Below are 24,263 nucleotides of genomic sequence, written 5' to 3'. Positions count from 1 at the left end.
CGCATAATGCGCCAGATCATTCTGGCGCAGTTACCATGACCAAGATTCCACCTCTTCCCCGCCGCCCTCGATGGCGCAGCCTGGCATTGCTGGCGGTGTGCCTGGCGCCCTTGCTCTGGCCCCTGCAGCACCTGGCCAAACACTATTACCAAGGTGAGCTGGCCGGCCAGAACCGCCAGACCCTGGACCTGTACGTCGCCAACCTGCTGGGCACCCTGCATCGCTATGAAACGCTGCCGCAGATCCTTGGCGACCTGCCCGCCCTGCGCGCGGTGCTGGCCGATCCGCTACGCCTGGAAACCCTGACCAACGCCAACCGTCTGCTCAAGGACATCGCCACCCAGACCGGCGCCGAAGTCATGTACCTGATGGACGCGCGGGGCAATACCCTGGCGGCGTCCAACTGGGACAAGCACGACAGCTTCGTCGGTCGCAACTTCGCCTTCCGCCCGTACTACACCGAAGCGATTGCCGGACGCCTGGGGCGCTTCTTCGGCCAGGGCACAACCTCGGCCAAACGCGGCTATTTCTTCGCCGCGGCCGTACGCGATGGTGAACAGATCATCGGCGCGCTGGTGGTCAAGGTCGATCTGGATCACACCGAAACCCTGTGGGGCAAAACGCCTGAACAGTTGCTGCTGACCGACCATAACGGCGTAGTGATCCTCACTTCACGTCCGGACTGGCGCTTTCGAGCCACCCGGCCGCTGAGCGATGCCGAACGCGAAGCGATTGCCGCCATCCAGCCCTACCCGACCCAGGCCCCGCAGCCACTGAACCTTGACCAGGCGGCCTGGTTGATCCAGACCCAGGCGATTGAGGAAACCGGCTGGCAGGTCAGCATCCTCGCCCCGCGAACCCTGATCGACCGCTCGGTAAACACCGTGGTCGCCATCGGCGCCGCCGCCCTGCTGGTACTGATGTTGTTGTTGGGCCTGATGATGCAACGCCGACGCCATTACATGGACCGCATAGACTTTGAGGCGCATGCCCGCCAGGAGCTGGAGAAGCGCGTGATTGAGCGCACCGCCGACCTCGAAGGGCTCAACAGCCGCCTGAAAGACGAGGTACTGGAGCGCGAGCAAGCCCAGCAGGAACTGGTGCGCGCCCAGGACGAGCTGGTCCAGGCCGGCAAACTGTCGGTGCTGGGGACCATGTCGGCAAGCATCAGCCACGAGCTCAACCAGCCCTTGGCGGCGATCCGCAGCTATGCCGAAAATGCCGAGATCCTGCTCGATCACCAGCGCACCGACGATGCCCGCAGCAACCTCAAACTGATCAGCGAACTGACCGGGCGCATGGCTTCGATCATTGCCCACCTGCGCGCCTTCGCCCGCCGCGACAGGCATGCGCCGGAAAGCGTGGCACTGCAGCCGGCGCTGGATGACGCCCTGGCCCTGCTGGCCAAGCGCCGCCGTGCCATGGCGGTGGAGCTGGTGCGCGACCTGCCGGACGCTACGCTGTGGGTCCAGGCCGGCGAAACCCGCCTGCGCCAGGTGCTCGGCAACCTGCTGGCCAACGCCCTCGATGCCCTGACCGAAAAAGCCAACCCGCGTAAACTCATGCTCAGTGCCGAACAGCGCGACGGCAACGTCTACCTGTACATTCGCGACAACGGCCCGGGTTTTACCAGCGAAGCGCTGGCCCGTGCGCGCGAACCGTTTTTCACCACCAAGACGCGTACCCAGGGGCTTGGCCTGGGCCTGGCGATCTGCGATACCTTGATGCGCGCGCTGGGCGGCGAATTGCTGCTCGGCAACCACCCGGAAGGTGGCGCCTTGCTTACCCTGCAGCTGCGCGTCGCCAAGCCCGGCGCCAACCTGCAAACTTCGGAGGACCCATCGGCATGACGACCGAGCCGCTCATCGACAGCCGCGTACAGGTGATTCTGGTCGACGACGACCCGCACCTGCGCCAGGCCCTGAGCCAGACCCTGGATCTTGCCGGTCTCAACGTCCTGTCGCTGAGCGATGCGCAGAACCTGGCCGCACGCATCGAACAGGACTGGCCCGGCGTGCTGGTCAGCGATATCCGCATGCCTGGCATTGATGGTCTGCAGCTGTTGCAACAGGTGCACGCCCAGGACCCGGAACTGCCGGTGCTGCTGATTACCGGGCACGGTGATGTGCCGCTGGCGGTCCAGGCCATGCGTGCCGGCGCCTATGATTTTCTCGAAAAGCCTTTCGCCAGCGACGCCCTGCTCGACAGCGTGCGCCGCGCCCTGGCCCTGCGCCGCCTGGTGCTGGACAACCGCAGCCTGCGCCTGGCTCTGAGTGACCGCCAGCAACTGAGCACCCGCCTGGTCGGGCACTCCACTCCCATGCTGCGCCTGCGCGAACAGATCGGCGCCCTGGCCGGGACCCGCGCCGACGTGCTGATCCTCGGCGAGACCGGAGCCGGCAAGGAAGTGGTCGCGCGCGCCCTGCATGACCTGTCGAGCCGTCGCGACGGCCCGTTCGTGGCGATCAACGCCGGCGCCCTGGCCGAATCGGTGGTCGAAAGCGAACTGTTCGGCCACGAGCCGGGGGCTTTTACCGGGGCGCAGAAACGCCGGATCGGCAAATTCGAGTTTGCCAATGGCGGCACGTTATTCCTAGACGAAATCGAGAGCATGAGCCTCGACGTACAGGTCAAGCTGCTGCGTCTGCTGCAGGAGCGCGTGGTCGAGCGTCTGGGCGGTAACCAGCAGATCCCGCTGGACATCCGCATCATCGCCGCCACCAAGGAAGACCTGCGTCAGGCCGCCGACCAGGGCCGTTTCCGCGCCGACCTGTACTACCGCCTGAACGTCGCGCCGCTGCGCATTCCGCCGCTGCGTGAACGCGGCGATGACATTCTGGTGTTGTTCCAGCATTTTGCCGATGCCGCGAGCGAACGCCACGGTCTGCCAGCGCACAGCTTGCAGCCAGCACAGCGCGCGCTGTTGTTGCGTCACAACTGGCCTGGCAACGTACGTGAACTGCAAAATGCCGCCGAACGCTTCGCCCTCGGGCTGGAGCTGGCACTGGACGGTGAAGCACCGGCACAGGTCCACGAACAATCAATCGCTACCAGCAGCGGCAACCTCAGCGACCAGGTCGAGCAGTTCGAACGCTCGCTGATCGCCGCCGAACTGGCCCAGCCGCACAGCTCCATGCGCAGCCTTGCCGAAGCCCTGGGTATTCCACGCAAGACCCTGCACGACAAACTGCGCAAGCATGGCCTGAGCTTCGCCGACAGCAATACCAGCCCTGACGAGATGGAGGACAACCGCCCATGACCACGGACAGCCGCTACCTGGAATCTGTGCTGCACGGCGACATTCCGCTGACCCGCGAAATGGGCTTGCAGGTGCTCGACTGGCAGCACCAGCAACTGCGCCTGCAGTTGCCGCTGGCCGCCAACGTCAACCACAAGAGCACCATGTTCGGCGGCAGCCTGTACTGCGCTGCCGTGCTGGTCGGATGGGGCTGGTTGCACCTGCGCTTGCGTGAGGTGGGCATCGACGATGGTCATATCGTCATTCAGGAAGGACAGATCAGCTATCCGCTGCCGGTCACCGGGGCGGCCATCGCCGTGTGCGCAGCACCGGAGGAGAAAGTCTGGGAACGCTTCGTTGCTACTTACCAACGTCGCGGCCGGGCGCGCCTGAACCTGCACACCCAGGTCAGCAATGCGGGTAGCGATGAGGCCGCCGTGCTGTTCAGCGGCCAGTACGTGCTACATCGTTGAAGCCAGTTGCAGCAGCTTGCCGCGCCACGGCGCGGCGGCTGGCAAGGCGAGGAAGAAGGGGTTGAGCAGCGACTCGCGCGGCGGGTAGGCAAAGGCCTGGCCATCGAGATCGAGGACTTCCCCACCAGCCCCCTCCAGCACACCTTGCGCGGCTGCAGTGTCCCACTGGGACGTTGGCGCCAGGCGCGGATAGCAGTCGGCAGCCCCTTCAGCCAACAGACAGAACTTCAGCGAGCTGCCGATATTGGCAAGCTCAAGCTCACCGACCGCTGTACTCAAACCGGCCAGCAGGGCTTCCTGCTGCGGGCTTGAATGGCGTCGGCTGGCGACCACGGTGAAGCCCACGCCCACGGGTGGGGCCAAGCGAACCTTGATGGTCTGCGGCGCCGCATCGGCTTCGGCGCACCAGGCACCGAGGCCCTGGCCGCCGTAGTAGCAGCGACCATTGGTGGGAATCGCCACCACGCCAAACACTACGCGGCCCCGCTCGATCAGGGCGATATTGACGGTGAACTCTTCCGTACCGGCGATGAACTCCTTGGTGCCGTCGAGCGGGTCGACCAGCCACCAGCGCTGCCACTGCTGACGCTCGCTCAAGGGGATATTGCAGTCTTCCTCAGACAGCACCGGAATCTCCGGTGCCAACGCCTGCAGCCCCTTGGCAATCACTTCATGGGCGGCCAGGTCAGCAGCGGTGACCGGTGAATCATCAGCTTTCGCCGTTACCGCGACATCGGCGCGCCAGAACGGCAGGATGGCCTTGCCCGCCTCGCGTGCCAGGCCAACCACCTGTTGCATCAGTTGCTGGTCATTCATGCGCTGAACACCCCACGTTGCGTCAGCAGGTCGCGCACCAGGTACAACGCTGCCAACGCGCGACCTTCGGAGAACTGCGGGTGCTGGGCCAGCGCTGAAAGTTCGCGCAGGTTGATCTTGTCGACGCGCATCGGCTCCGGCTCATCGCCTTCCAGGCGCTCTTCGTACAGATCAGTGGCCAACACCACCTGGATCTTCTGGCTCATATAGCCCGGCGACAGCGACAGTTCGGTCAGGTGCTCGAGCTGACGCGCTCCAAAGCCGGCTTCCTCCTTGAGCTCGCGGTCCGCCGCCGCCAACACATCCTCGCCTGGCTCGATCAGGCCCTTGGGCAAGGACAGCTCGTATTCGTCGGTACCGCCGCAATACTCCTCCACCAGCACCGCGTGCTCGGCATCGAGCATCGCCACGACCATCACCGCACCATAACCGTTGCCGCGCCCCACCAGACGCTCGTAGGTGCGCTCGTTACCATTGGCAAAACGCAATTGCACAGCTTCGACCCGAAACAGACGGCTGCTGGCGACAATTTCGCGGGAGAGGACGGTGGGTTTCTGGCGCATGGGGCGGCTCCTGGGCGTGAACGGGTTACTATACCGTGGCTTGCCCGGCCACCGCTGCCCTGACTGTCCGAGAATTTCATATGCCCGTTTTAGCCTGGTCCACCATCGACACCGTCCTGCTGGACATGGACGGCACCCTGCTGGACCTGCACTTCGACAACCACTTCTGGCTCGAACACCTACCCCAGCGCTATGCCGACCTGCACGGTATCAGCCGGGCGATGGCCGAGCTGGAAATGCAGCCCCTGTTCGAGCAGCACGCCGGCTCGCTGAACTGGTACTGCCTGGATTTCTGGAGCCGCGAGCTGAATCTGTCAGTGCGCGACCTGAAGCTGGAAACCGCCCACCTGATCGCCTTGCGCCCGGACGCTGACACTTTTCTCCAGGCCATCAAGCAGGCCGGCAAGCGGGTGATCCTGATCACCAACGCCCACCGCGACTCGCTGTCGCTGAAACTGGAGCGGGTGGAACTTGCGCCCTACTTCGAGCGCCTGATCAGCTCGCATGACTACGGTTATCCCAAGGAAAACCCGCAGTTCTGGGAAGCCTTGCAGGCCGATATCAATTTCACGCCTGAGCGCAGCCTGTTTATCGACGACACCTTGTCGATCCTGCGCAGCGCCCGTGATTTCGGCGTGGCGCACCTGCTTGCGGTGCGCCAGCCGGATAGCCGCAAAGGGCCACGGGATACCGAAGAGTTCGCCGCGGTCGAAGACTACCGGGCGCTACTCGAAGGTTTGTGATTACTCGGGAATGCGCAGCGACTGGCCCGGATAGATCTTGTCCGGGTGCTTGAGCATCGGCTTGTTGGCTTCGAAGATCTTGTTGTACAGATTGGCGTTGCCATACACCGCCAGCGAAATCGCGCTGAGGGTATCGCCCTTTTTCACCACCACAAAGCGCGCAGCGGCGACGACCGGTCCGGTCACGGTGATCTGATCATCCACGCTAGCCACGCCGGCAATGTTGCCCAGCGCCAGAAGAATCTTCTCCTTTTCTTCCTGGCTGGCCACTTCTCCAGTGACCGTCACCTTGTCGCCATCAACCGTGGCTTTGATGTTCGGGTTACCGAGGCCAACCGCTTCCACGTGCTTCTGCAGTTGGTCGCTGGCATTGGCATTACCCGGGGTCAGCAGGTCGATGATTTTCTCACCGGCCTCTTTGATGAAACTGAAAATGCTCATACCGCTCTCCTTGGTGATGAATCTCGGAGCCTGGAGTCTAGGACAGGTTAGAATGCTCCGCCTGCTTTGCGCCACGGAGCGACGATGGACATCAAACAACTCAAATTCCTCATCGCCCTGGATGAAACCCGCCACTTCGGCCAAGCCGCGGCCCGCTGTCATGTCACCCAACCGACCTTGTCCATGCGCCTGCGCAACCTGGAACAAGAGCTGGACCTGGCGTTGGTCAACCGTGGCCAGCGCTTCGAAGGCTTCACCGCCCAGGGCGAGCGGGTGCTGGCCTGGGCGCGTACGGTGATTGCGGCTTACGATGGCCTGCACGCTGAAGCCGCTGCCTGTCGCGGTCACCTGGTCGGTAACCTGCGCCTGGGCGTGGTGCCGCTGTCGAGCTTCGATCCGTTGCCCTTGCTGCAACGCCTGCACCAACACCACCCGGACCTGAACTTCGAACTCAGCGCGCTGAGCTCCGAGCAGATTCTTGAGCAGTTGACCAGTAACCGTCTGGATCTGGGGGTGTCCTACCTCGAACGCCTGGACCACGAGCGTTTTCTGTCCCTGCCTCTGGGTGAAACACGCATGGGCCTGTTGTATGACCCAGATCATTTTCGCTTCGACGAGCAGCCCTTAAGCTGGCAGGCATTGACCGAACTACCGCTGGGCCTGTTGACCGCCGGCATGCACTTTCGCCAGTCGATCGATCACAACTTTCACAGCCGGGGGCTGGAGCCGCGGTTGCTGCTACAGACCGATGCCGTCCATCAGCTGGTCCAGGCGGTCGGCGGCGGTTTGTGTTGCGCGATCATGCCGCTGGCGGCGGGCCTGGAAGTCCTCACCGAACGGCTGCGCCTGCAACCGATCGAGCAGGCCAGCACCCTCGCGCCACTGGGCCTGATCATGCGGCGCACGGCGCCACGCTCGGCCCTGGCCGAAGCCTGCCTGGCTGAATTCCAAGCCTTGCAAAGCGGTGCCTGATCGACGCCATCTATCAAGGCATCAGCATTAGCGATTAGACGATACCCGAGCGCAAGCCTAGGCTTAAACCAGACCAGCCGCCGGTATCTCTAATGAGCACAACACCTCCGGCCTGCGCGGCGTCCGCCCCCCTGACTGCGCCCGCGGCCAGCAACCGCTATGACTACAGCCACCTGACCGATGACAGCCAGGCCAGCACACCGCTGGCCGAAGAAGTCGCCCTGGGCATTGCCTACAACGGCATCAACCAGGCGGTAATGCTGGTGAGCCCGACCGACCTTGAAGACTTTATCGTCGGCTTCAGCCTCGGCAGCGGCATCATCACTTCGCCTGACGACATCTATGACCTCAAGCTCACCGGCCGGGGTTCGGCGATCAGTGCAGAAGTAGAAATTGCCAGCCGCGCCTTCTGGAACCTGAAAGACCAACGCCGCCAGCTGGCTGGCACCAGTGGCTGCGGTCTGTGCGGTGTCGAAGCCCTGGAACAGGCGCTGCCGGAACTGAAGGCGTTGCCTGGCGCTCCGCTGCCGCCCGCGCACTGGCTCGACGGCCTGCGCCAGCGCATCGATGCTTTCCAGCCGCTGGGCCAGCACTGCGGTGCGGTACACGCGGCACTGTTCATGAACAACCAGGGTGAACTGCTGCTGGGCCGCGAAGACATTGGCCGGCACAACGCCCTCGACAAACTGATCGGCGCCCTGTTGCGCCAGCACATCAGTCTCGACGGTGGCCTGGCGATCGTCACCAGCCGCTGCAGCCTGGAGCTGATCCAGAAAGTCCTGCGCGCCGGCATACAGACCCTGGTCAGTCTGTCGTCGCCGACCGGTCTGGCCCTGCAATGGGCACGTCGCCACAACCTCAACCTGATCCATCTGCCCAAACACAGTGCGCCACGGGTGTTCAGCCCCGTGCTGGAGAATTGACCGTGAGCCTGCATCACCAAGCCGATCAGAAGCCCGTCCCGCGTTACAAGCCCTACCACGGTGCCGCCGGCGGCTGGGGCGCGCTGCGCAGTGTGGCCCAGGCCTGGATCGGCAGCGACAACGCGCTGAAGAACATCCGCGCCCTGCTCAAGACCAACCAGAATGGTGGCTTCGACTGCCCGGGCTGCGCCTGGGGCGACTCGCCGGAAAGCGGCATGGTCAAGTTCTGTGAGAACGGCGCCAAGGCAGTGAACTGGGAAGCCACCAAGCGCCGCGTCGATGCCGCGTTCTTCGCCCGCCACAGTGTCACCTCACTGCTGGCCCAGAGTGATTACTGGCTCGAATACCAGGGGCGGCTGACCGAGCCGATGGTCTATGAACCAAGTACCGACCGCTACCGCCCGATCGACTGGGATGGCGCTTTCGCCCTGATCGCCAGCCACCTGCAAAACCTCGCCAGCCCCGACCAGGCCGAGTTCTACACCTCGGGCCGGGCCAGTAACGAGGCGGCTTATCTGTACCAGCTGTTCGTGCGCGCCTACGGCACCAACAACTTCCCGGACTGCTCGAACATGTGCCACGAGGCCAGCGGCGTGGCGCTGGGCCAGAGTGTCGGGGTCGGCAAAGGCACGGTGACGTTTGACGATTTCGAGCACGCCGATGCGATTTTCGTCTGGGGCCAGAACCCCGGCACCAACCACCCGCGCATGCTCGAACCGCTACGTGAGGCGGTCAAGCGCGGCGCCCAGGTGGTGTGTATCAACCCTCTCAAGGAGCGCGGCCTGGAGCGCTTCCAGCACCCGCAGCATCCGCTGGAAATGCTCACCAACGGCGACCGTCCGACCAACACCGCGTACTTCCGCCCGGCGCTGGGCGGCGACATGGCGGTGTTGCGCGGCATGGCCAAGTTCCTGTTGCAGTGGGAGCGCGAAGCGCAGGCCAACAACGCCCCGGCTATCTTCGATCATGACTTCCTCAAGCAACACACCCAAGGTGTGTCCGACTATCTGCAAGCGGTGGATAACACCTCATGGGCGCAGATCGAGGCCCAGTCCGGCCTAAGCCTGGCCGATATCGAACAAGCCGCGCGGATGTACTGCAAAGCCAGGAAAGTCATCATGTGCTGGGCCATGGGTATCACCCAGCACCGTCACTCGGTGGCGACCATCCAGGAAATCGCCAACCTGATGCTGCTGCGTGGCAACCTCGGCGCTCCCGGTGCCGGCCTGTGCCCGGTGCGCGGCCACAGCAACGTCCAGGGCGACCGGACCATGGGCATCAACGAACGCCCGCCGGTGGCCCTGCTCGATGCCCTGGAGCGTCGTTTCAGCTTCAAGGTGCCGCGCCATAATGGCCACAACACCGTGGAAGCGATCGGCGCCATGCTCGCCGGTCAAGCCAAGGTGTTCATCGGCCTTGGCGGCAACTTTGCCCAGGCGACACCCGACACCGAACGTACCGCCCAGGCCTTGCGCAGCTGCGAGCTGACCGTGCAGATCAGCACCAAGCTCAACCGCAGCCACCTGATACACGGTAAACAGGCGCTGATCCTGCCCTGCCTGGGCCGCACCGACATCGACCTGCAAAGCGAAGGCCCGCAGGCGGTCACGGTGGAAGACTCGTTCAGCATGGTGCATGCCTCCAACGGCCAGTTGCAGCCACTGTCACGGCAAATGCGTTCGGAGCCTGCGGTGATCGCCGGCATTGCCGCCGCCACACTCGGCGCCAAACCGGTGGACTGGAACTGGTTGGTGGCCGACTACGGACGTATCCGCGACCTGATCGGCGACACCATCCCCGGCTTCGACAACTTCAACCAGCGCCTGGAGCACCCTGGCGGGTTCTATCTGGGCAACAGCGCCGGGCAGCGGCAGTGGAAGACCGCCAGCGGCCGGGCCAACTTCAAAGCCAACGGACTGCCGGACGACTTGTTGCACGAGTGCGTGCGCGCGACCGGCCAGGTACCGGACCTGATCATGCAATCGATGCGCTCCCACGATCAGTACAACACCACCATCTATGGCCTCGACGACCGCTACCGGGGGGTCAAGGGCCAGCGCAACGTCCTCTTTGCCAACGAAGCCGACATCATTCGCCTGGGCTTTCACCCAGGGCAGAAGGCCGATATCGTGTCGCTCTGGAGCGATGGCCGCGAACGTCGGGTCAAGGGTTTCACCCTGCTGGCTTTCGACATCCCGGCGGGTCAGGCGGCGGCGTATTATCCGGAAGTCAATCCGCTGGTACCGCTGGAAAGCGTCGGTGACGGCAGTCACACCCCGACCTCGAAGTTCGTCGCGATCAAACTGCTGGCCGCCAGCGACAACGCCCGCATCCTGTGACAGCATTCTCTGTTCGAGAACGAAAAAAAAGGCCCTGGCAGCGATGCCGGGGCCTTGTCTCAAGTAAGCTCAGACAGCGTAAAATCAAGAAAGTTTCACAGTTAAAACAGTAACTTAGCGAATTGTGCACAAGTCGTGTTACTCGTCGGATTTCCGTTGCCAGCCCCCTTCGCCAGCCTCAGGATCGCCTCGTCATCCCTATGAGGCTTTCTTGATGAAGTACTCCTCGATTCTGTTGTTGTCTCTCGGCCTGCTCAGTGGCGTTGCCTCGGCAGGTGGCACCACCGAAGCCGGTATTGGCGGCGCATTGGGTGGGGTACTGGGCTCAGTGGTCGGCAACTCGATTGGCGGCAGCACTGGCTCGACAATCGGCGCGGGCCTTGGCGGCGCGGCAGGCAGTGCGGTCGGTGCGAACAAGCACAGCCGCGGTGAAGCGGCCATCGGTGGCGCCTTGGGCGCAGCGGGCGGTAACGCAATCGGCCGTAGCGTGGGCGGCACTACTGGTGGCTACATGGGTGCCGCCGCAGGCGGTGGTGCCGGCGGTGCGCTGGGTAACTACATGGGCAAAGAAGCGGACGAGGACGATTATCGCCATAGCCGACGCGGTTATGACGACCGTCGTTACTACCACGACCGTGGCCACCACTATGGCCATCGCAAGCACAAGAAGCACTGGCGCCACCGCTAAGCGTGCCTGGGCTTAAGCCAATCTCTTAGTCCCTGCCTTCACCGGCAGGGACTTCGAGCGCTCCATCCGCGTTACCGCTCAAGCCGTTCAGGCAAATCTCCCGCTGACTCAGCAAAACCTCACAGCGCCCTATTACCCCTACCTTGTCTATGGCCTTAGGGGTCACCCCGATTCTGCCAGTAATAGCCAGTAGCTATCATTGATCATTCCCCAATCAGCCAATGGACGCAGGGAATGCGCATCGATTCTGCAACGCCGACCCGACTGCCCATTGCCCGCAGAGGCTGATATGCCGGCCGGCAAACGCTTACCCGCGCTCAACGAAATACAGTTTCTTGAGCTGCAATCACTGGTCGAACACGCATCGGGCGTGATTCTGCTACCTGACCGCCGTGCGGTCATTGCAGCCCGCCTGGCCAGACGCCTGCGACACTATCAGTTGGCAACCTTCGCCGATTACCTGCACCTGCTCACGCTGCCCGGACAGCATGCCGAGCGCCAGCGCGTGGTCGAATTGCTGGTCGCCAAAGAGACCTATTTCTTCCGTGAGCACCGGCATTTCGAGTTCCTTGCCCACTGGCTGGCTGAGCACCCCGGTCCTACACGCCTGTGGAGCGCCGCCTGCGCGTCTGGCGAAGAAGCCTACAGCCTGGCCATGGTCGCCAGCGAACACGCCGTCAACGACAACTGGCGCATCCTCGCCAGCGACATGAGCCCAGGCATGCTCGGACTTGCCCGCGAAGGCATCTACGACATTGCCCAGGCACGTTACTTTCCGCAGGGCTGGTTGCAGCGCTACTGCCAGTGTGGCGTTGGCGAAATGGCCGGGCGCCTGCAAGTACAGCTTGCCTTGCGTGAGCGCGTCAGCTGGCGGCAAATCAATCTGATCCAGGCATTGCCGGATGACCTCGGCGTATTCGATGCGATATTGCTGCGTAATCTGCTGAGCTGTTTCAGTCAGGATGACAAGCAACGGGTGGTCCAGCGCCTGCTGGCGCGGCTGCGCCCAGGTGGGCTGCTGTTGATCGGCCACAGCGAAAGCATTCACGGGCTTGATCTGCCATTACGGCCGATACTGCCGTCGGTGTTCGAGCGCCTATGTTGACCTGCGCTGCCGACACCGATGGCAGACCTTCGATACTGATCACGCGCCGTCGCGGCAGCACTCATACGGACCGAGCAAACCTGCCGCCTCCCAACACTTGCGAAACAGGCTCGAACCCATGCTTTGCCGAATCCTACTTGCCGACGACTCGCCGCTCTTTCGAGCCGGCCTGCGCGCGTTGCTCGAACAAAAAAAACAATACGCCGTAATCGGTGACGCAGGCGACGGCATGACCGCTGTCGCCCTGGCGGAAAGGCTCAAGCCTGATGTCATCGTTCTCGCCATGACTGCCGACACCCTGGACAGTGAGCAGATCCTGCGCGAGCTGTATTTACGTGCACCGACTTGCCACGTACTGATGCTCTCGTCACGTTCGGAACTGGACTTCGTCATGCGTTGCCTGCAACTCGGCGCCCATGGCTTTCTGCTCAAAAGTGCCACCGTGCAAGAGCTGGAGCAGGCGTTGCAGGCCTTGAAGAATGGCGGTCAGTACCTGTCTTCGGCGGTTCTGCCAATGGTCATCGGCCAGGCGGTCAAACACAGCCGCAAGCGCACGCCCGCAAACAACGCCATGCAACTGACAACCCGTCAGCTAGAAATCCTGCGGCTCATTGCCCGTGGCGAAAGCACCCGCTCGATTGCCGACGGCCTGGGCCTGAGCGTGAAAACCATCGAGGCGCACCGCTCACAGATCATGCATCGCCTGCAAATTCATGATGTGCCGGGTCTGGTGTTGTTTGCGGTTCGTGAAGGCATCATTTGCCTGAACGACTGAACGCGCTGCTCAGCCTTGCAAGCTCAGCAGCGCCGCCTGCAACTCGGCCGGCAACGACACTGGCCGGCCCGTGGCACGCTCGACGAACACCTGGACCACCTTGCCCGCCGCGCAGGGTTGCGCCTCGCCGACCCGGAACAAGCCCAACTGGTACTCCACCGAGCTGCCGGCCAGGCGTGCTACCCGCAGACCGACTTCAAGGGTATCGGGAAATGCCGGCAAGGCGAAAAAGTCCGCCGCCGAGCTGACCACAAAACCGACAACCGCCCCTTCCTGCGGGTCCAGACCGCCCTGCTGCTGGAGGAATGCCTGGATGGTGGTGTCGAAGTAGCTGTACACCGTGGCACCGGCGATATGGCCGTTGAGGTCACTGTCCTGCCAGCGCGTGAGGATCGGTTGCAGGTGGGGATAGTCGTGGCGCTGAGGGGTATCGGTCATGGCTGGCCTGTGCTGCTGATACGGATCGAAGAAGCTTCCCACAATCACATCAGAAGTCCTATAGTCGCAATCAACTATAGATCGCATAGCATGGGTTGACCGAATGAAACAGAGACTTTCCCCTATGCCGACTCACCACGTTGACCACTCGAACCTCAGCCAAATGGCAGGGAGTGGCCGTATTGATGCAACACATATAGTCGGGCAACCGGGTGGATGGGCAGTGCAGGTGTCCATCAATGATCAGGAACATATCCTGACTGCACAGCGCAGCGGTAATGTTCGATTGTTCAAAAAGCTCGAAACCCTGGTCAGCTATCTCCAAGGATTGGGAATCGAGTACTTCAAGGTCGATACCTCCGGCTACGACCCCAAAATGCTCAAGACCTACCAGCGCCCTGATCGCGCACAAGCACTCAAACTAGCCCATGAGGCAGCGGCCTATGAGACCTGGTTCAACGCGCAGGTTGAAGCCAGTCTGCAAGACCCGACACCGGTAGTTGAAGACGACGAGGCTCGACGCCTGTTTGCCGCTCGCAGGGCAGCACTCAAAGCCCGTTCTCATTAATGCGCCTGGTATGGCGAGCTCTGGCGTTAAAGGACCGGGAGCGGATCATGGAGCATATTGCGACGGCCAACCCGGATGCTGCTATCGCTCTGGATGAGGCCTTCAAGAACAAAGCCCAACAAGCTCAGCAAACGCCAATGCTTTACAAAGCAGGCAGATTTCCAGGCACTCACGAATTTGTCGTTCGCCCGAATTATGTGATGGTCTACCGGGTGACCGCTGACTACATCGAGTTCATTCGTGTTCTGCATTCAAGGCAGCAATGGCCGTGATGCATTGAAACCCCGGACAACAAAAAGCCGCCCCTAAGGGCGGCTTTTTGTTTCACACCGGCGTCAGCTTACAGCTGTGGGCCAGCGGCCTTGATGGCGTCGGACACTTCAAATTTCTTGAAGTTGTCGATGAACAGGTTGGCCAGGGCCTTGGCTGCTTCATCGTAGGCGGCTTGGTCAGCCCAGGTGTTGCGTGGGTTGAGCAGGACGGTATCGACGCCAGGAACGGCTTTTGGCACGTCCAGGTTGATGATGTCCAGGTGCTCGGTCTCGGCACCGACCAGCGCGCCGCTCTGGATCGCTGCGATCACCGCACGGGTGGTCGGGATGTTGAAGCGCTTGCCGACGCCGTAGCCACCACCGGTCCAGCCAGTGTTGACCAGGTAGACCTTGGAGCCGAAGCCCTTGATACGCTTGATCAGCAGTTCAGCGTACTCGCCAGCCGGACGCGGGAAGAACGGCGCGCCGAAGCAGGTGGAGAAGGTCGACTTGATGCCGCTGCCCGAACCCATTTCGGTGGAACCGACCAGCGCGGTGTAACCGGACAGGAAGTGGTAGGCCGCCTGCTCGTTGTTCAGGATCGAAACCGGTGGCAGTACGCCAGTCAGGTCGCAAGTCAGGAAGATAACAGCGTTTGGCTCGCCACCCAGGTTCGCTTCGGAACGCTTGGCAACGTGCTCCAGCGGGTAAGCGGCGCGGCTGTTCTGGGTCAGGCTGACATCGGCGTAGTCGGCGTGTTTGGCGTCGTCGATCACGACGTTTTCCAGCACCGCACCGTGCTTGATGGCTTTCCAGATGACCGGCTCGTTCTTCTCGGACAGGTCGATGCACTTGGCGTAGCAGCCGCCTTCGATGTTGAAGACAACGCCTTCGCCCCAACCGTGCTCGTCGTCACCGATCAGGTAACGGCTTTCGTCAGCCGACAGGGTGGTCTTGCCGGTACCCGACAGACCGAAGAACAGGGTGACGTCACCCTCTTCGCCGATGTTGGCAGCGCAGTGCATTGGCAGCACGTCAGCAGCCGGCAGCAGGAAGTTCTGCACCGAGAACATGGCTTTCTTCATTTCACCGGCATAACGCATGCCAGCGATCAGCACCTTCTTCTGGGCGAAGTTGAGGATCACGCAGCCATCGGAGTTGGTGCCGTCACGCTCTGGCACGCACTCGAAGTTGGCAACGTTGAGAACTTGCCACTCATCACGGCCAGCAGGGTTGTACTGCTGCGGGTTGATGAACAGGCAACGACCGAACAGGTTCTGCCAGGCAGTCTGGGTGGTCATCTTCACCGGCAGGTAGTGCTCGGCGGCAGCGCCTACGTGAACGTAGGAAACGAAGTGCTCTTGTGCGTTGTTGAACGCCTCAACGCGGTCCCACAGGGCATCGAACTTGTCGGCCGGGAACTTGCGGTTGATCGGGCCCCAGGCGATGGCATCCTGAGTGGACGGCTCTTCGACGATGAAACGGTCAACCGGCGAACGACCAGTGCGATGACCAGTTTTCACAACCAGCGCGCCAGTATCGGCCAGCTCGCCTTCACCGCGGTTCAGCGCTTCTTTTACCAGCTCATCGACGCTCAGGTCGGTGTACACGGTGTTGTTGGCTTGCGTCATGAGATTCCCCATCCGGCCTGCGGCCGAGTGCTCCAAACGTTTTGTAGTAGAGCTTTGAAAACTACTACAGCGAAAAAAGTGGCCGGATTATGCCAGAAACGCCCAAAAAAAGTAGGGCCCTCCTGTCAGAACGGCGAGTTTCCGGCGTTAGACAGGAGATTTACCTGTAGTGAAACGTTTTAGTGCCGAGTATCTGACGGCGTGTCTACACCGCCACCGGCGAACAATTGCTCGATATCGGCAGCATCGAATGGGTAGCTCTGGTTACAGAACTGGCAATCGACTTCGATCTTGCCGCCATGCTCTTCGATCAGCGCCAGCGCATCATGTTTACCCAGGCTGACCAGGGCATTACCGGAGCGCTCGCGCGAGCAGCTGCAGCGGAAATGCAGGGGCTGGATATCGAACAGGCGTACGGCGTCTTCGTGATACAGGCGATGCAGTACGGTCTCGTTGTCCAGACCGAGCAGTTCCTCGGCTTTCACCGTGTTGGCCAGAGCCTTCACGTGGTTCCAGCTTTCCTCTCGCTCCTCGATGTCCTTCTGGCGATCGGCGGGCAGCTGCTGCACCAGCAGGCCACGGGCACGGATGCCATCGGCGGTGAGGGAAATGCAGGTGTTGATCTGCTGGGACATGACGAAATAGTTGGTAAAACATTCCGACAGGTCCTTGCCGTCCAGCTCCACGGTGCCCTGGTAGCGCTGACCGTTGACCGGAATGATGGTCAGGACCAGATGCCCGCCAGGCATCAGGTCGGCAAGGGTTGCATCATCCTTGATCTGCTCGGCCACATAGCGTGCCAGGCCGCGAATCTCGTGCTCGCTGGTGCATTCGATGGCCAGCAGCGGCACCGGCCCGCTCGACTGTGCCTGAAGGATCAGCAGGCCATCGAACTTCAGCGTGCCGACCAGCAGTGCGGCAGCCGCCATCAGCTCGCCGAGCAGTTGCGCGACAGGCTGCGGGTAAGGATGCTTGGCCAGCACTTCGGCGTAGCTGCGCTCCAGCCCGACCATTTCACCGCGTACATCGCGGTCGTCGAAGATGAAGCGTTGGGTGTAATCGGTATCCGGCAATTCAGACATGGGTTCGGGTTTTCGCGTAAATGAGTTAATGGCACCTAGTTTATCAGTGCGCCCCGCGCCCGTTAACCAGCGCTGTCGTGAAGCTGGTGGAGCTGACGCCGTTGTTTCTTGGTCGGCCGACCATCGGTCGTCACGCCCAGTGCGCCAGCCTTGCGCATGGCGGCCGCCTTCTCGCGCCGCTCGATACTCTCGGCGGTTTCTTCATACAGCGCCTGGGCCTCAGGCGCGCCACGACGCACCACTGATAGCGCCTTGACCACCACCGTGCGCTCATCAAAGCCGGTGCGCAAGACGAATTCGTCGCCTATTCGTGGCTCTTTGCCTGGCTTGCATCGTTCACCCCGGCAGTGCACCTTGCCGCTCTCGATGGCCGCCTTGGCCAGTGCCCGGGTCTTGTAGAAGCGCGCTGCCCATAGCCATTTGTCCAAGCGGACCTTATCGTCCTCTTCCGGCTTTTGTGCCATGACATTTCCCCGCTTAATTTCGTAAACGGAACTGTACTACCGTATCTGGCGGATGCAAAAAAACTGCGGCGTGCTTACAGTTCACCGACCTGTCGCGCACGCCGGTTCCGGCCTTGCGACTTTTTATGCTGGTTGAGCAATTTGAAGACATTTGACCATTTGACTGTGATTGGCCTGCGCGAGTGGGTAGCCTTGCCCGACCTCGGCGTGGCCGGCCTGCGCGCCAAGATCGACACCGGCGCCAGCACCTCGAGCCTGCATGCCACCGAGGTCGAGCCTTTCGAGCGCAACGGCGAGCCCTGGGTGCGCTTCAATGCGCACCTGGGCTCGGTCGTGCAGCTACGTCACCGGCGTTGCGAGGCGCCGCTGGTGACGATGAAAACCATCAAGAGCTCCAATGGCCAGGCGCAAATCCGCTACGTGATCCGCACACCGCTGGCGCTGGGTGACCGGGTCTGGCAAGTGGAATTCACCCTGGCTTGCCGCAAGGCCATGCGCTATCGCCTGTTGCTCGGTTCCAAAGCCCTGATCCATGGCCAGTTGGTGGTCAATCCGGGCCTCAAGTACGTTCAGGACAAGCCGGCATTTCCGGCCACTATTTCTCCTTCCACAGGTGTTGCATGAAGATCGCCGTGCTGTCGCGAAACCCGCGTCTGTATTCCACTCGTCGTCTGGTTGAAGCCGGTACTGCACGAGGCCATGAAATGGTTGTGATCGATACCCTGCGCGCCTACATGAACATCGCCAGCCACAAGCCGCAGATCCACTACCGCGGCAAGCCCCTGGAAGGCTTTGATGCGGTGATCCCGCGCATCGGGGCCTCGGTGACCTTCTATGGCTGCGCGGTGCTGCGTCAGTTCGAAATGATGGGTGTGTTCCCGTTGAACGAGTCGGTGGCCATCGCCCGTTCGCGTGACAAACTGCGCTCCCTGCAACTGTTGTCACGCCGTGGTATCGGCCTGCCGGTCACCGGCTTTGCCCACTCTCCCGACGATATCCCCGACCTGATCCAGATGGTCAACGGCGCACCGCTGGTGATCAAGGTACTCGAAGGCACCCAGGGCATCGGCGTGGTCCTGTGTGAAACCACCAAGGCGGCCGAGTCGGTGATCGAGGCGTTCATGGGCCTGAAGCAGAACATCATGGTCCAGGAATACATCAAGGAGGCCGGCGGCGCCGATATCCGCTGCTTCGTGGTCGGCGACAAGGTCATTGCCTCGATGAAGCGCCAGGCCAAACCCGGCGAGTTCCGCTCCAACCTGCATCGCGGCGGCAGCGCCAGCCTGATCAAGATCACCCCGGAAGAGCGCATGACCGCCATCCGCGCGGCCAAGGTCATGGGGTTGAGCGTCGCTGGCGTGGATATCCTGCGCTCCAATCACGGCCCGCTGGTGATGGAGGTGAACTCGTCACCTGGGCTTGAGGGCATCGAGGTCACCACTGCCAAGGACGTGGCAGGGATGATCATCGAGCATCTGGAGAAGAACGGCGGGCCAAACCTGACCCGCACCAAAGGTAAGGGCTAAACCGCGTCGCGCGGCAGCAACAGCCCCAGCGGCAGGCGTACCCGGGCTTCAAGGCCGCCGCCGGAGCGGTTGCGCAGCTCGACATTGCCGCCATGCTGGGCGGCGATTCGCTTGACGATCGCCAGCCCCAGCCCCGTGCCCTTGCCGCTGCGGGCACGGTCACCACGAATGAACGGGTTGAAGATCCCTTCCAGCTCGTTCGGATCGATGCCCGCCCCCCGGTCCAGCACACTGAGCACCACGTAAGGCGCACTGCTGTCACCCGATACGTAGGCCGCCACCTCAACCCCTTTACCGGCGTGATACAGGGCATTTCCAATCAGGTTGTTGAGCATGCGCTTGAGCGACACCCGGCGCAGCGGGAATGGCGGAATCGGCTCGAGACACAAACGCACCCGCTCTTCAGGCTGATTGAACGGCGCGACCACTTCGCGCACCAGATCGCTCAGGTCGACCTCTTCCACCGGTTCGTCACGCCCATCACGGATGAAGGCGAGGAACTGGTCGAGGATCGCGTCCATGTCTTCGATGTCCCGCACCATGTCGTCGGTCAGGTCGCTTTCGTTGGCCAGCAACGACAAGGACAGGCGCAAACGGGTCAGGGGCGTACGCAGGTCGTGGGACACACCCGCCAGCATCAACTCCCGCTCGCGTCCGGCCTGCTCGACATCTTCGGCCATCTGATTGAAGGCCCGGTAAACCTCGGTCATCTCGCTCGGCGTATCGCTGACCGGCAAGCGCACACTGCGCCCCTGCCCCAGTTGCCGGGCGGCAAACACCAGACGTTTGAGCGGCTGGTTGAGCTGGCGGACAAAGATCCAGGCCGAGGCCGTGGACAACAGACCAATGGCCAGGAACCAGCCGAGCACGCTCCAGATTTTCTGGCCGCGCAGCGGATGTGGATACAGCGGCACTTTCAACCAGCCATCACCCAGGCTCGGCGCCCTTACCCACAGCGCCGGCGGCGCGTGAATGCGCAGGCGTACCTCGGTATCGGCGCCAAGCTCGGCCTGCATCTGACGCTGGTAGATTTCACTGTACGGCCAGTGCTGCTCACCTTCCGGCACACCGGAGCCGACCACCCGGATCAATCCTGCCGCTTCAGCAATCTTGTCACGGTCGGACTCATCGGCAGCCCAGTAGGCACGCAGGGTCAGGGCCACCCCGTGGCTGTACTGACGATCGACCAGCACGTCTTCGTTCATCAGCAGGTAAACCAGGGTCAGGGCCTTGGAAAACAGCACGACTATCAGCACCAGCCAGAGGGTGCGGGCGAAGAAGCTTTGCGGGAACCACAGGGGCGTTTTCATTAACAACGGCTACACACTTTGCAGGAACGAGCATGGCTCGCAGGCTTTGCGGATCTCGGCACACGCAAAAACAGGGCAACCCGAAGGTCCGCCCTGCTTGCGGTGACTGGCTCCTACACTCGAAACATCACTTGCTGGCATTGCCATCCGGTACAAACACGTAGCCAACGCCCCAGACGGTCTGGATATAGCGCGGCTTCGACGGGTCGGGTTCGATCATCCGGCGCAGGCGGGAGATCTGCACGTCGATGGAACGCTCCAGGGCATCCCATTCACGGCCACGGGCCAGGTTCATCAGCTTGTCGCGGGTCAGCGGCTCGCGAGCATGCATGACCAGCGCCTTGAGCACGGCGAACTCACCCGTGGTGAGCATGTGCACTTCTTCGCCACGCTTGAGTTCACGGGTCGCCAGCGACAACTCATAGTCGCCGAAGGTGACGGTTTCATCTTCGCTGCCCGGTGCGCCCGGTACTGCGGGGGCCTGACGACGCAGCACGGCCTTGACCCGCGCCATCAACTCGTCGGGGTTGAACGGTTTGGCCAGATAATCGTCGGCCCCCAGTTCCAGGCCCTTGATCCGGCTCAGTTCGTCGCCCTTGGCGGTGAGCATGATGATCGGGATCTGGTTGTTGGCGGCGCGCAGGCGACGGCAGGCAGTAAGACCATCCTCGCCAGGCAGCATCAGGTCGAGAACGACCAGGTTGAAAACCTCACGGGCCAGCAGGCGGTCCATCTGTTCGGTGTTGGGTACTGCACGGGCGCGATAGCCCTTACTGGTGAAGAAACGTTCCAGCAGGCTGCTCAAGCCCGGGTCGTCATCGACGATGAGAATTTTTTCGCCTTCAGCGGTTTGTGCAGTGCTGCTCATGAATAACTCCTCTAATCTCGGCACGCATTATGGCTTAGCCGCCATTGGCCGTGCCGTGTGCATTGTTAGCAGATTTTTCCCGGTGCGCCAGTTCTGCCTGGTCAGGAGCTGGCGCGCTGCTATCACCGCAAGTCCGGCGCGCTGGGTATAATGCGCCGCTTTCAGCCAGCGCCGCATTGCTCCGGGTGCCCCATGGCGCCCGCCCGCGGCCTTTGTTTTCACAATTTGTCAGGTGGTTTTATGGACAGCATCAACAGCCGCATCGCCGAGGAACTCGGTGTCCGCCCACAACAGGTCGAAGCGGCCGTGGCCCTGCTGGATGAAGGCTCGACGGTGCCTTTTATCGCCCGTTACCGTAAAGAAGTGACCGGCAGCCTGGATGACACCCAACTGCGCCATCTGGAAGAACGCCTGCGCTACCTGCGTGAACTGGACGACCGCCGCGCCAGCATCCTGGCCAGCATCGAAGAGCAAGGCAAACTGACCCCGGAGCTGGCCCGCGAGATCAAGCTGGCTGACACCAAGACCCGCCTCGAAGACCTCTACCTGCCTTACAAGCAAAAACGCCGCACCAAGGGCCAGATCGCCCTGGAAGCCGGCCTCGGCGAGCTGGCCGATGGTCTGTTGAACGACCCGCAATTGAGCCCTGAAGCCGAAGCCGCACGTTTTGTCGACGCCGAAAAAGGCGTGGCCGACGTCAAGGCCGCGCTCGAAGGCGCCAAGTACATCCTCATGGAGCGCTTTGCCGAAGACGCCAGCCTGCTCGACAAGCTGCGCAACTTCCTCAAGCAGGAAGCCGTGCTCAGCGCCCGCCTGGTGGCCGGCAAGGAAGAGGAAGGGGCCAAGTTCCGCGACTATTTCGAACACGATGAACTGCTCAAGAGCGTGCCGTCGCACCGCGCCCTGGCGATTTTCCGTGGCCGCAACGAAGGCGTCCTGGCCGCGTCGCTGAAGGTCGGCGAAGAGCTGCCGGGCACCCTGCACCCGTGCGAGATGATGATTGCCGAGCGTTTCGGCCTGCAGAATCAAAACCGTCCTGCCGACAAATGGCTGGGCGAAGTGGTGCGCTGGACCTGGAAGGTCAAACTCTACAGCCACCTGGAAACCGACCTGTTCGGCGAGTTGCGCGACAATGCCGAAGGCGAGGCGATCAACGTCTTCGCTCACAACCTGCACGACCTGCTGCTCGCCGCGCCAGCCGGCCCGCGCGCGACCCTGGGCCTTGACCCGGGCCTGCGTACCGGTTGCAAGGTGGCAGTGGTCGATGCCACCGGCAAACTGCTCGACACCGCCACGGTCTACCCGCACGTGCCGAAAAACCAGTGGGACCAGACCATCGCCGTCCTCGCCGCCCTGTGCGCCAAGCACTCGGTAGAGCTGATTGCCATCGGCAACGGCACCGCCAGCCGCGAGACCGACAAGCTGGCCGCCGAGCTGATCAAAAAATACCCAGCACTGAAAATGACCAAGATCATGGTCTCCGAAGCCGGCGCTTCGGTGTACTCGGCCTCGGAACTGGCTGCCCGCGAATTCCCGGACCTCGACGTGTCGATCCGTGGCGCCGTGTCGATTGCCCGCCGCCTGCAGGACCCGCTGGCGGAACTGGTGAAGATCGATCCGAAATCCATCGGTGTCGGCCAGTACCAGCATGACGTTTCGCAGCTCAAGCTGGCGCGCGGCCTCGACGCCGTGGTCGAGGACTGTGTGAACGCCGTCGGCGTCGACGTCAACACTGCCTCGGTGGCGCTGCTGGCGCGGATTTCCGGCCTCAACAGCACCCTGGCGCAGAACATCGTCAGCCACCGCGACGCCAACGGTGCGTTCAAAACCCGTGCGGCATTGAAAAAAGTCAGCCGCCTGGGCGAAAAAACCTTCGAACAGGCCGCCGGCTTCCTGCGCGTAATGAACGGCGACAACCCGCTGGACGCCTCGGCGGTGCACCCTGAGGCCTATCCTCTGGTGCAACGCATCGCTGCCGAAACCGACCGCGACATCCGTTCGCTGATCGGCGACAGCGGTTTCCTCAAGCGCCTGGACCCGAAGAAATTCACCGACGAAACCTTCGGCCTGCCCACCGTCACCGACATTCTCCAGGAACTGGACAAGCCCGGCCGCGACCCGCGCCCCGAGTTCAAGACCGCTGAGTTCCAGGAAGGCGTCGAGGACCTCAAGGACCTGCAACTGGGGATGATCCTCGAAGGCGTGGTGACCAACGTGACCAACTTCGGTGCCTTTGTCGACATCGGCGTGCACCAGGACGGCCTGGTGCACATCTCGGCGCTGTCGGAGAAGTTCATCAAGGACCCGCGTGAAGCAGTCAAGGCTGGCGACGTGGTCAAGGTCAAGGTCATGGAAGTCGACATCCCGCGCAAACGCGTCGGCCTGTCGATGCGCATGAGCGACACCCCGGGCGAGAAGATCGACGGCGCCCGCGGCAGCCGTCCAGGCTCGGCACCACGCCAACAGGGCGCTCCAGCCCGCACCAAAGAAACCCCGGCCCCGGCCAACAACGCCATGGCGTCGCTGTTTGCCAACGCCAAACAGTTGAAGAAGAAGTAATGGAGACCCCGCAAGAGGTCGTCCTCAGCGCCTTCAGCCAGCTGCTTGGCTGCCGCCTGCAACGTCTGGAAGCGGGGGTTGCAGAAATGACCCTCGCCCTGCAGCCGCATTTGCGCAACCGCGGCGCCAAGCTGCACGGCGGGGCGATCTTCAGCCTGGTCGATACCGCCATGGGGCTGGCCTGCTCCAGTTCCCATGGCTTCGATCAGCACAGCGTGACCCTGGAATGCAAGATCAACTACCTGCGCGCAGTCAGCGAAGGTGAGGTGCGCTGTATAGCCCGGGTGCTGCATGCCGGGCGGCGCACCCTGGTGGTCGACGCTGAAGTACTTCAGGACGACAAGCTGGTGGCAAAAGCGCAGGGAACGTTCGTCGTCCTCTAGCCGCAAACAGCCAAATTGCGATACTTTCGGCAGAGCGCAGGCACTGCCGAAAGCCGGCCAAAACCAGGCGACAACGCCAGTTCCTCTGTCCACCCTTGTAGACCGTC

General features: G+C 62.3%; 25 protein-coding genes. 16 read left to right on the top strand and 9 right to left on the bottom strand.

Annotation, left to right across the window (positions count from 1 at the left end):
• Nucleotides 1-35 precede the first annotated feature (35 nt).
• From AC07OF_RS08590 to AC07OF_RS08580, 3 genes are read left to right on the top strand one after another with little or no spacing between them, the layout of a single operon-like run.
• Complete coding sequence (locus tag AC07OF_RS08590) at nucleotides 36-1,850, top strand: sensor histidine kinase (RefSeq protein ID WP_157190818.1); 1,815 nt, start codon at nucleotides 36-38, stop codon at nucleotides 1,848-1,850.
• On the top strand, nucleotides 1,847-3,259 hold the full coding sequence (locus tag AC07OF_RS08585; RefSeq protein ID WP_157190817.1) for a sigma-54-dependent transcriptional regulator: 1,413 nt from the start codon (nucleotides 1,847-1,849) through the stop codon (nucleotides 3,257-3,259). The genes AC07OF_RS08590 and AC07OF_RS08585 overlap by 4 nt, the downstream gene beginning before the upstream one ends.
• Nucleotides 3,256-3,711, top strand: a complete 456-nt coding sequence (locus AC07OF_RS08580; RefSeq protein WP_157190816.1) for a YiiD C-terminal domain-containing protein — start codon at nucleotides 3,256-3,258, stop codon at nucleotides 3,709-3,711. Before AC07OF_RS08585 ends, AC07OF_RS08580 begins: the two co-directional genes overlap by 4 nt.
• Here the strand turns inward: AC07OF_RS08580 and cysQ are convergent.
• Together cysQ and nudE are read right to left on the bottom strand one after the other, a co-directional pair.
• On the bottom strand, nucleotides 3,700-4,527 hold the full coding sequence (gene cysQ, locus AC07OF_RS08575) for a 3'(2'),5'-bisphosphate nucleotidase CysQ (protein WP_157190815.1): 828 nt from the start codon (nucleotides 4,525-4,527) through the stop codon (nucleotides 3,700-3,702). The genes AC07OF_RS08580 and cysQ overlap by 12 nt on opposite strands.
• Nucleotides 4,524-5,090, bottom strand: a complete 567-nt coding sequence (gene nudE, locus AC07OF_RS08570) for an ADP compounds hydrolase NudE (RefSeq protein WP_157190814.1) — start codon at nucleotides 5,088-5,090, stop codon at nucleotides 4,524-4,526. The genes cysQ and nudE overlap by 4 nt, the downstream gene beginning before the upstream one ends.
• A gap of 80 nt (nucleotides 5,091-5,170) precedes the next feature.
• Here nudE and yrfG point away from each other — a divergent pair, with 80 nt between their 5' ends.
• Nucleotides 5,171-5,833, top strand: a complete 663-nt coding sequence (gene yrfG, locus AC07OF_RS08565; protein WP_157190813.1) for a GMP/IMP nucleotidase — start codon at nucleotides 5,171-5,173, stop codon at nucleotides 5,831-5,833.
• Here the strand turns inward: yrfG and lysM are convergent, their stop codons facing one another.
• Complete coding sequence (gene lysM / locus AC07OF_RS08560; protein ID WP_157190812.1) at nucleotides 5,834-6,274, bottom strand: peptidoglycan-binding protein LysM; 441 nt, start codon at nucleotides 6,272-6,274, stop codon at nucleotides 5,834-5,836.
• Nucleotides 6,275-6,358: 84 nt separating this feature from the next.
• On the opposite strand from lysM, the gene AC07OF_RS08555 reads away from it, so the two are divergent.
• The 6 genes from AC07OF_RS08555 (at nucleotide 6,359) to AC07OF_RS08530 (ending at nucleotide 13,076) form a co-directional block, all read left to right on the top strand.
• The gene (locus AC07OF_RS08555) at nucleotides 6,359-7,246 is read left to right on the top strand and encodes a LysR family transcriptional regulator (RefSeq protein WP_038605654.1); all 888 of its coding nucleotides are present in this window, start codon (nucleotides 6,359-6,361) and stop codon (nucleotides 7,244-7,246) included.
• 92 nt (nucleotides 7,247-7,338) lie between these two features.
• A complete protein-coding gene (gene fdhD / locus AC07OF_RS08550; RefSeq protein ID WP_157190811.1) occupies nucleotides 7,339-8,169 on the top strand; it encodes a formate dehydrogenase accessory sulfurtransferase FdhD in 831 nt (276 codons plus the stop codon).
• Between the two features lie 2 nt (nucleotides 8,170-8,171).
• On the top strand, nucleotides 8,172-10,508 hold the full coding sequence (locus AC07OF_RS08545) for an FdhF/YdeP family oxidoreductase (protein ID WP_476446379.1): 2,337 nt from the start codon (nucleotides 8,172-8,174) through the stop codon (nucleotides 10,506-10,508).
• Between the two features lie 211 nt (nucleotides 10,509-10,719).
• Nucleotides 10,720-11,196, top strand: coding sequence for a glycine zipper domain-containing protein (locus AC07OF_RS08540; RefSeq protein WP_174446934.1), 477 nt, complete (start codon nucleotides 10,720-10,722; stop codon nucleotides 11,194-11,196).
• 289 nt (nucleotides 11,197-11,485) lie between these two features.
• Nucleotides 11,486-12,301 (top strand): CheR family methyltransferase, encoded by an 816-nt coding sequence (locus AC07OF_RS08535; RefSeq protein ID WP_495072764.1) that lies wholly within the window; start codon nucleotides 11,486-11,488, stop codon nucleotides 12,299-12,301.
• 118 nt (nucleotides 12,302-12,419) lie between these two features.
• Nucleotides 12,420-13,076 carry a response regulator gene (locus tag AC07OF_RS08530; RefSeq protein ID WP_157190808.1) on the top strand — a complete coding sequence of 219 codons (657 nt, stop codon included), beginning with the start codon at nucleotides 12,420-12,422 and terminating at the stop codon, nucleotides 13,074-13,076.
• A gap of 9 nt (nucleotides 13,077-13,085) precedes the next feature.
• On the opposite strand, the gene AC07OF_RS08525 is transcribed toward AC07OF_RS08530, so the two are convergent.
• Nucleotides 13,086-13,514 carry an acyl-CoA thioesterase gene (locus tag AC07OF_RS08525; protein WP_157190807.1) on the bottom strand — a complete coding sequence of 143 codons (429 nt, stop codon included), beginning with the start codon at nucleotides 13,512-13,514 and terminating at the stop codon, nucleotides 13,086-13,088.
• 124 nt (nucleotides 13,515-13,638) lie between these two features.
• Here AC07OF_RS08525 and AC07OF_RS08520 point away from each other — a divergent pair, with 124 nt between their 5' ends.
• Nucleotides 13,639-14,082: a ParC-related protein gene (locus tag AC07OF_RS08520; protein WP_157190806.1), complete on the top strand. Its 444-nt coding sequence runs from the start codon at nucleotides 13,639-13,641 to the stop codon at nucleotides 14,080-14,082.
• Complete coding sequence (locus AC07OF_RS08515; protein WP_495072763.1) at nucleotides 14,082-14,354, top strand: type II toxin-antitoxin system RelE/ParE family toxin; 273 nt, start codon at nucleotides 14,082-14,084, stop codon at nucleotides 14,352-14,354. Before AC07OF_RS08520 ends, AC07OF_RS08515 begins: the two co-directional genes overlap by 1 nt.
• Before the next feature lie 68 nt (nucleotides 14,355-14,422).
• Here the strand turns inward: AC07OF_RS08515 and AC07OF_RS08510 are convergent, their stop codons facing one another.
• The 3 genes from AC07OF_RS08510 to AC07OF_RS08500 all read right to left on the bottom strand — a co-directional run bounded on the left by AC07OF_RS08510 (nucleotide 14,423) and on the right by AC07OF_RS08500 (nucleotide 17,510).
• On the bottom strand, nucleotides 14,423-15,964 hold the full coding sequence (locus AC07OF_RS08510; RefSeq protein ID WP_191831250.1) for a phosphoenolpyruvate carboxykinase: 1,542 nt from the start codon (nucleotides 15,962-15,964) through the stop codon (nucleotides 14,423-14,425).
• Nucleotides 15,965-16,143: 179 nt separating this feature from the next.
• Nucleotides 16,144-17,046: an Hsp33 family molecular chaperone HslO gene (gene hslO / locus AC07OF_RS08505; protein ID WP_157190803.1), complete on the bottom strand. Its 903-nt coding sequence runs from the start codon at nucleotides 17,044-17,046 to the stop codon at nucleotides 16,144-16,146.
• Nucleotides 17,047-17,108: 62 nt separating this feature from the next.
• A complete protein-coding gene (locus tag AC07OF_RS08500; RefSeq protein WP_157190802.1) occupies nucleotides 17,109-17,510 on the bottom strand; it encodes an RNA-binding S4 domain-containing protein in 402 nt (133 codons plus the stop codon).
• A 141-nt stretch (nucleotides 17,511-17,651) separates the two neighbouring features.
• Here AC07OF_RS08500 and rimB point away from each other — a divergent pair, with 141 nt between their 5' ends.
• The gene (rimB, locus tag AC07OF_RS08495) at nucleotides 17,652-18,134 is read left to right on the top strand and encodes a retropepsin-like aspartic endopeptidase RimB (RefSeq protein ID WP_157190801.1); all 483 of its coding nucleotides are present in this window, start codon (nucleotides 17,652-17,654) and stop codon (nucleotides 18,132-18,134) included.
• A complete protein-coding gene (rimK, locus tag AC07OF_RS08490) occupies nucleotides 18,131-19,036 on the top strand; it encodes a 30S ribosomal protein S6--L-glutamate ligase (protein ID WP_038605625.1) in 906 nt (301 codons plus the stop codon). Before rimB ends, rimK begins: the two co-directional genes overlap by 4 nt.
• Here rimK and AC07OF_RS08485 read toward each other — a convergent pair.
• Together AC07OF_RS08485 and ompR are read right to left on the bottom strand one after the other, a co-directional pair.
• Nucleotides 19,033-20,346 carry an ATP-binding protein gene (locus tag AC07OF_RS08485; protein ID WP_038605623.1) on the bottom strand — a complete coding sequence of 438 codons (1,314 nt, stop codon included), beginning with the start codon at nucleotides 20,344-20,346 and terminating at the stop codon, nucleotides 19,033-19,035. The genes rimK and AC07OF_RS08485 overlap by 4 nt on opposite strands.
• Nucleotides 20,347-20,473: 127 nt before the next feature.
• Nucleotides 20,474-21,214: an osmolarity response regulator transcription factor OmpR gene (ompR, locus tag AC07OF_RS08480; protein ID WP_045180947.1), complete on the bottom strand. Its 741-nt coding sequence runs from the start codon at nucleotides 21,212-21,214 to the stop codon at nucleotides 20,474-20,476.
• A gap of 240 nt (nucleotides 21,215-21,454) precedes the next feature.
• On the opposite strand from ompR, the gene AC07OF_RS08475 reads away from it, so the two are divergent.
• Both AC07OF_RS08475 and AC07OF_RS08470 read left to right on the top strand, forming a co-directional pair.
• Nucleotides 21,455-23,773, top strand: coding sequence for a Tex family protein (locus AC07OF_RS08475; RefSeq protein WP_157190800.1), 2,319 nt, complete (start codon nucleotides 21,455-21,457; stop codon nucleotides 23,771-23,773).
• A complete protein-coding gene (locus AC07OF_RS08470; RefSeq protein WP_157190799.1) occupies nucleotides 23,773-24,156 on the top strand; it encodes a PaaI family thioesterase in 384 nt (127 codons plus the stop codon). The genes AC07OF_RS08475 and AC07OF_RS08470 overlap by 1 nt, the downstream gene beginning before the upstream one ends.
• Nucleotides 24,157-24,263: the final 107 nt, after the last annotated feature.

The organism is Pseudomonas sp. GW821-FHT10B02 (genome assembly GCF_059415665.1).
Note: the sequence above shows the minus strand (reverse complement) of the source record. Positions and strands in the feature narration are given on the sequence as shown.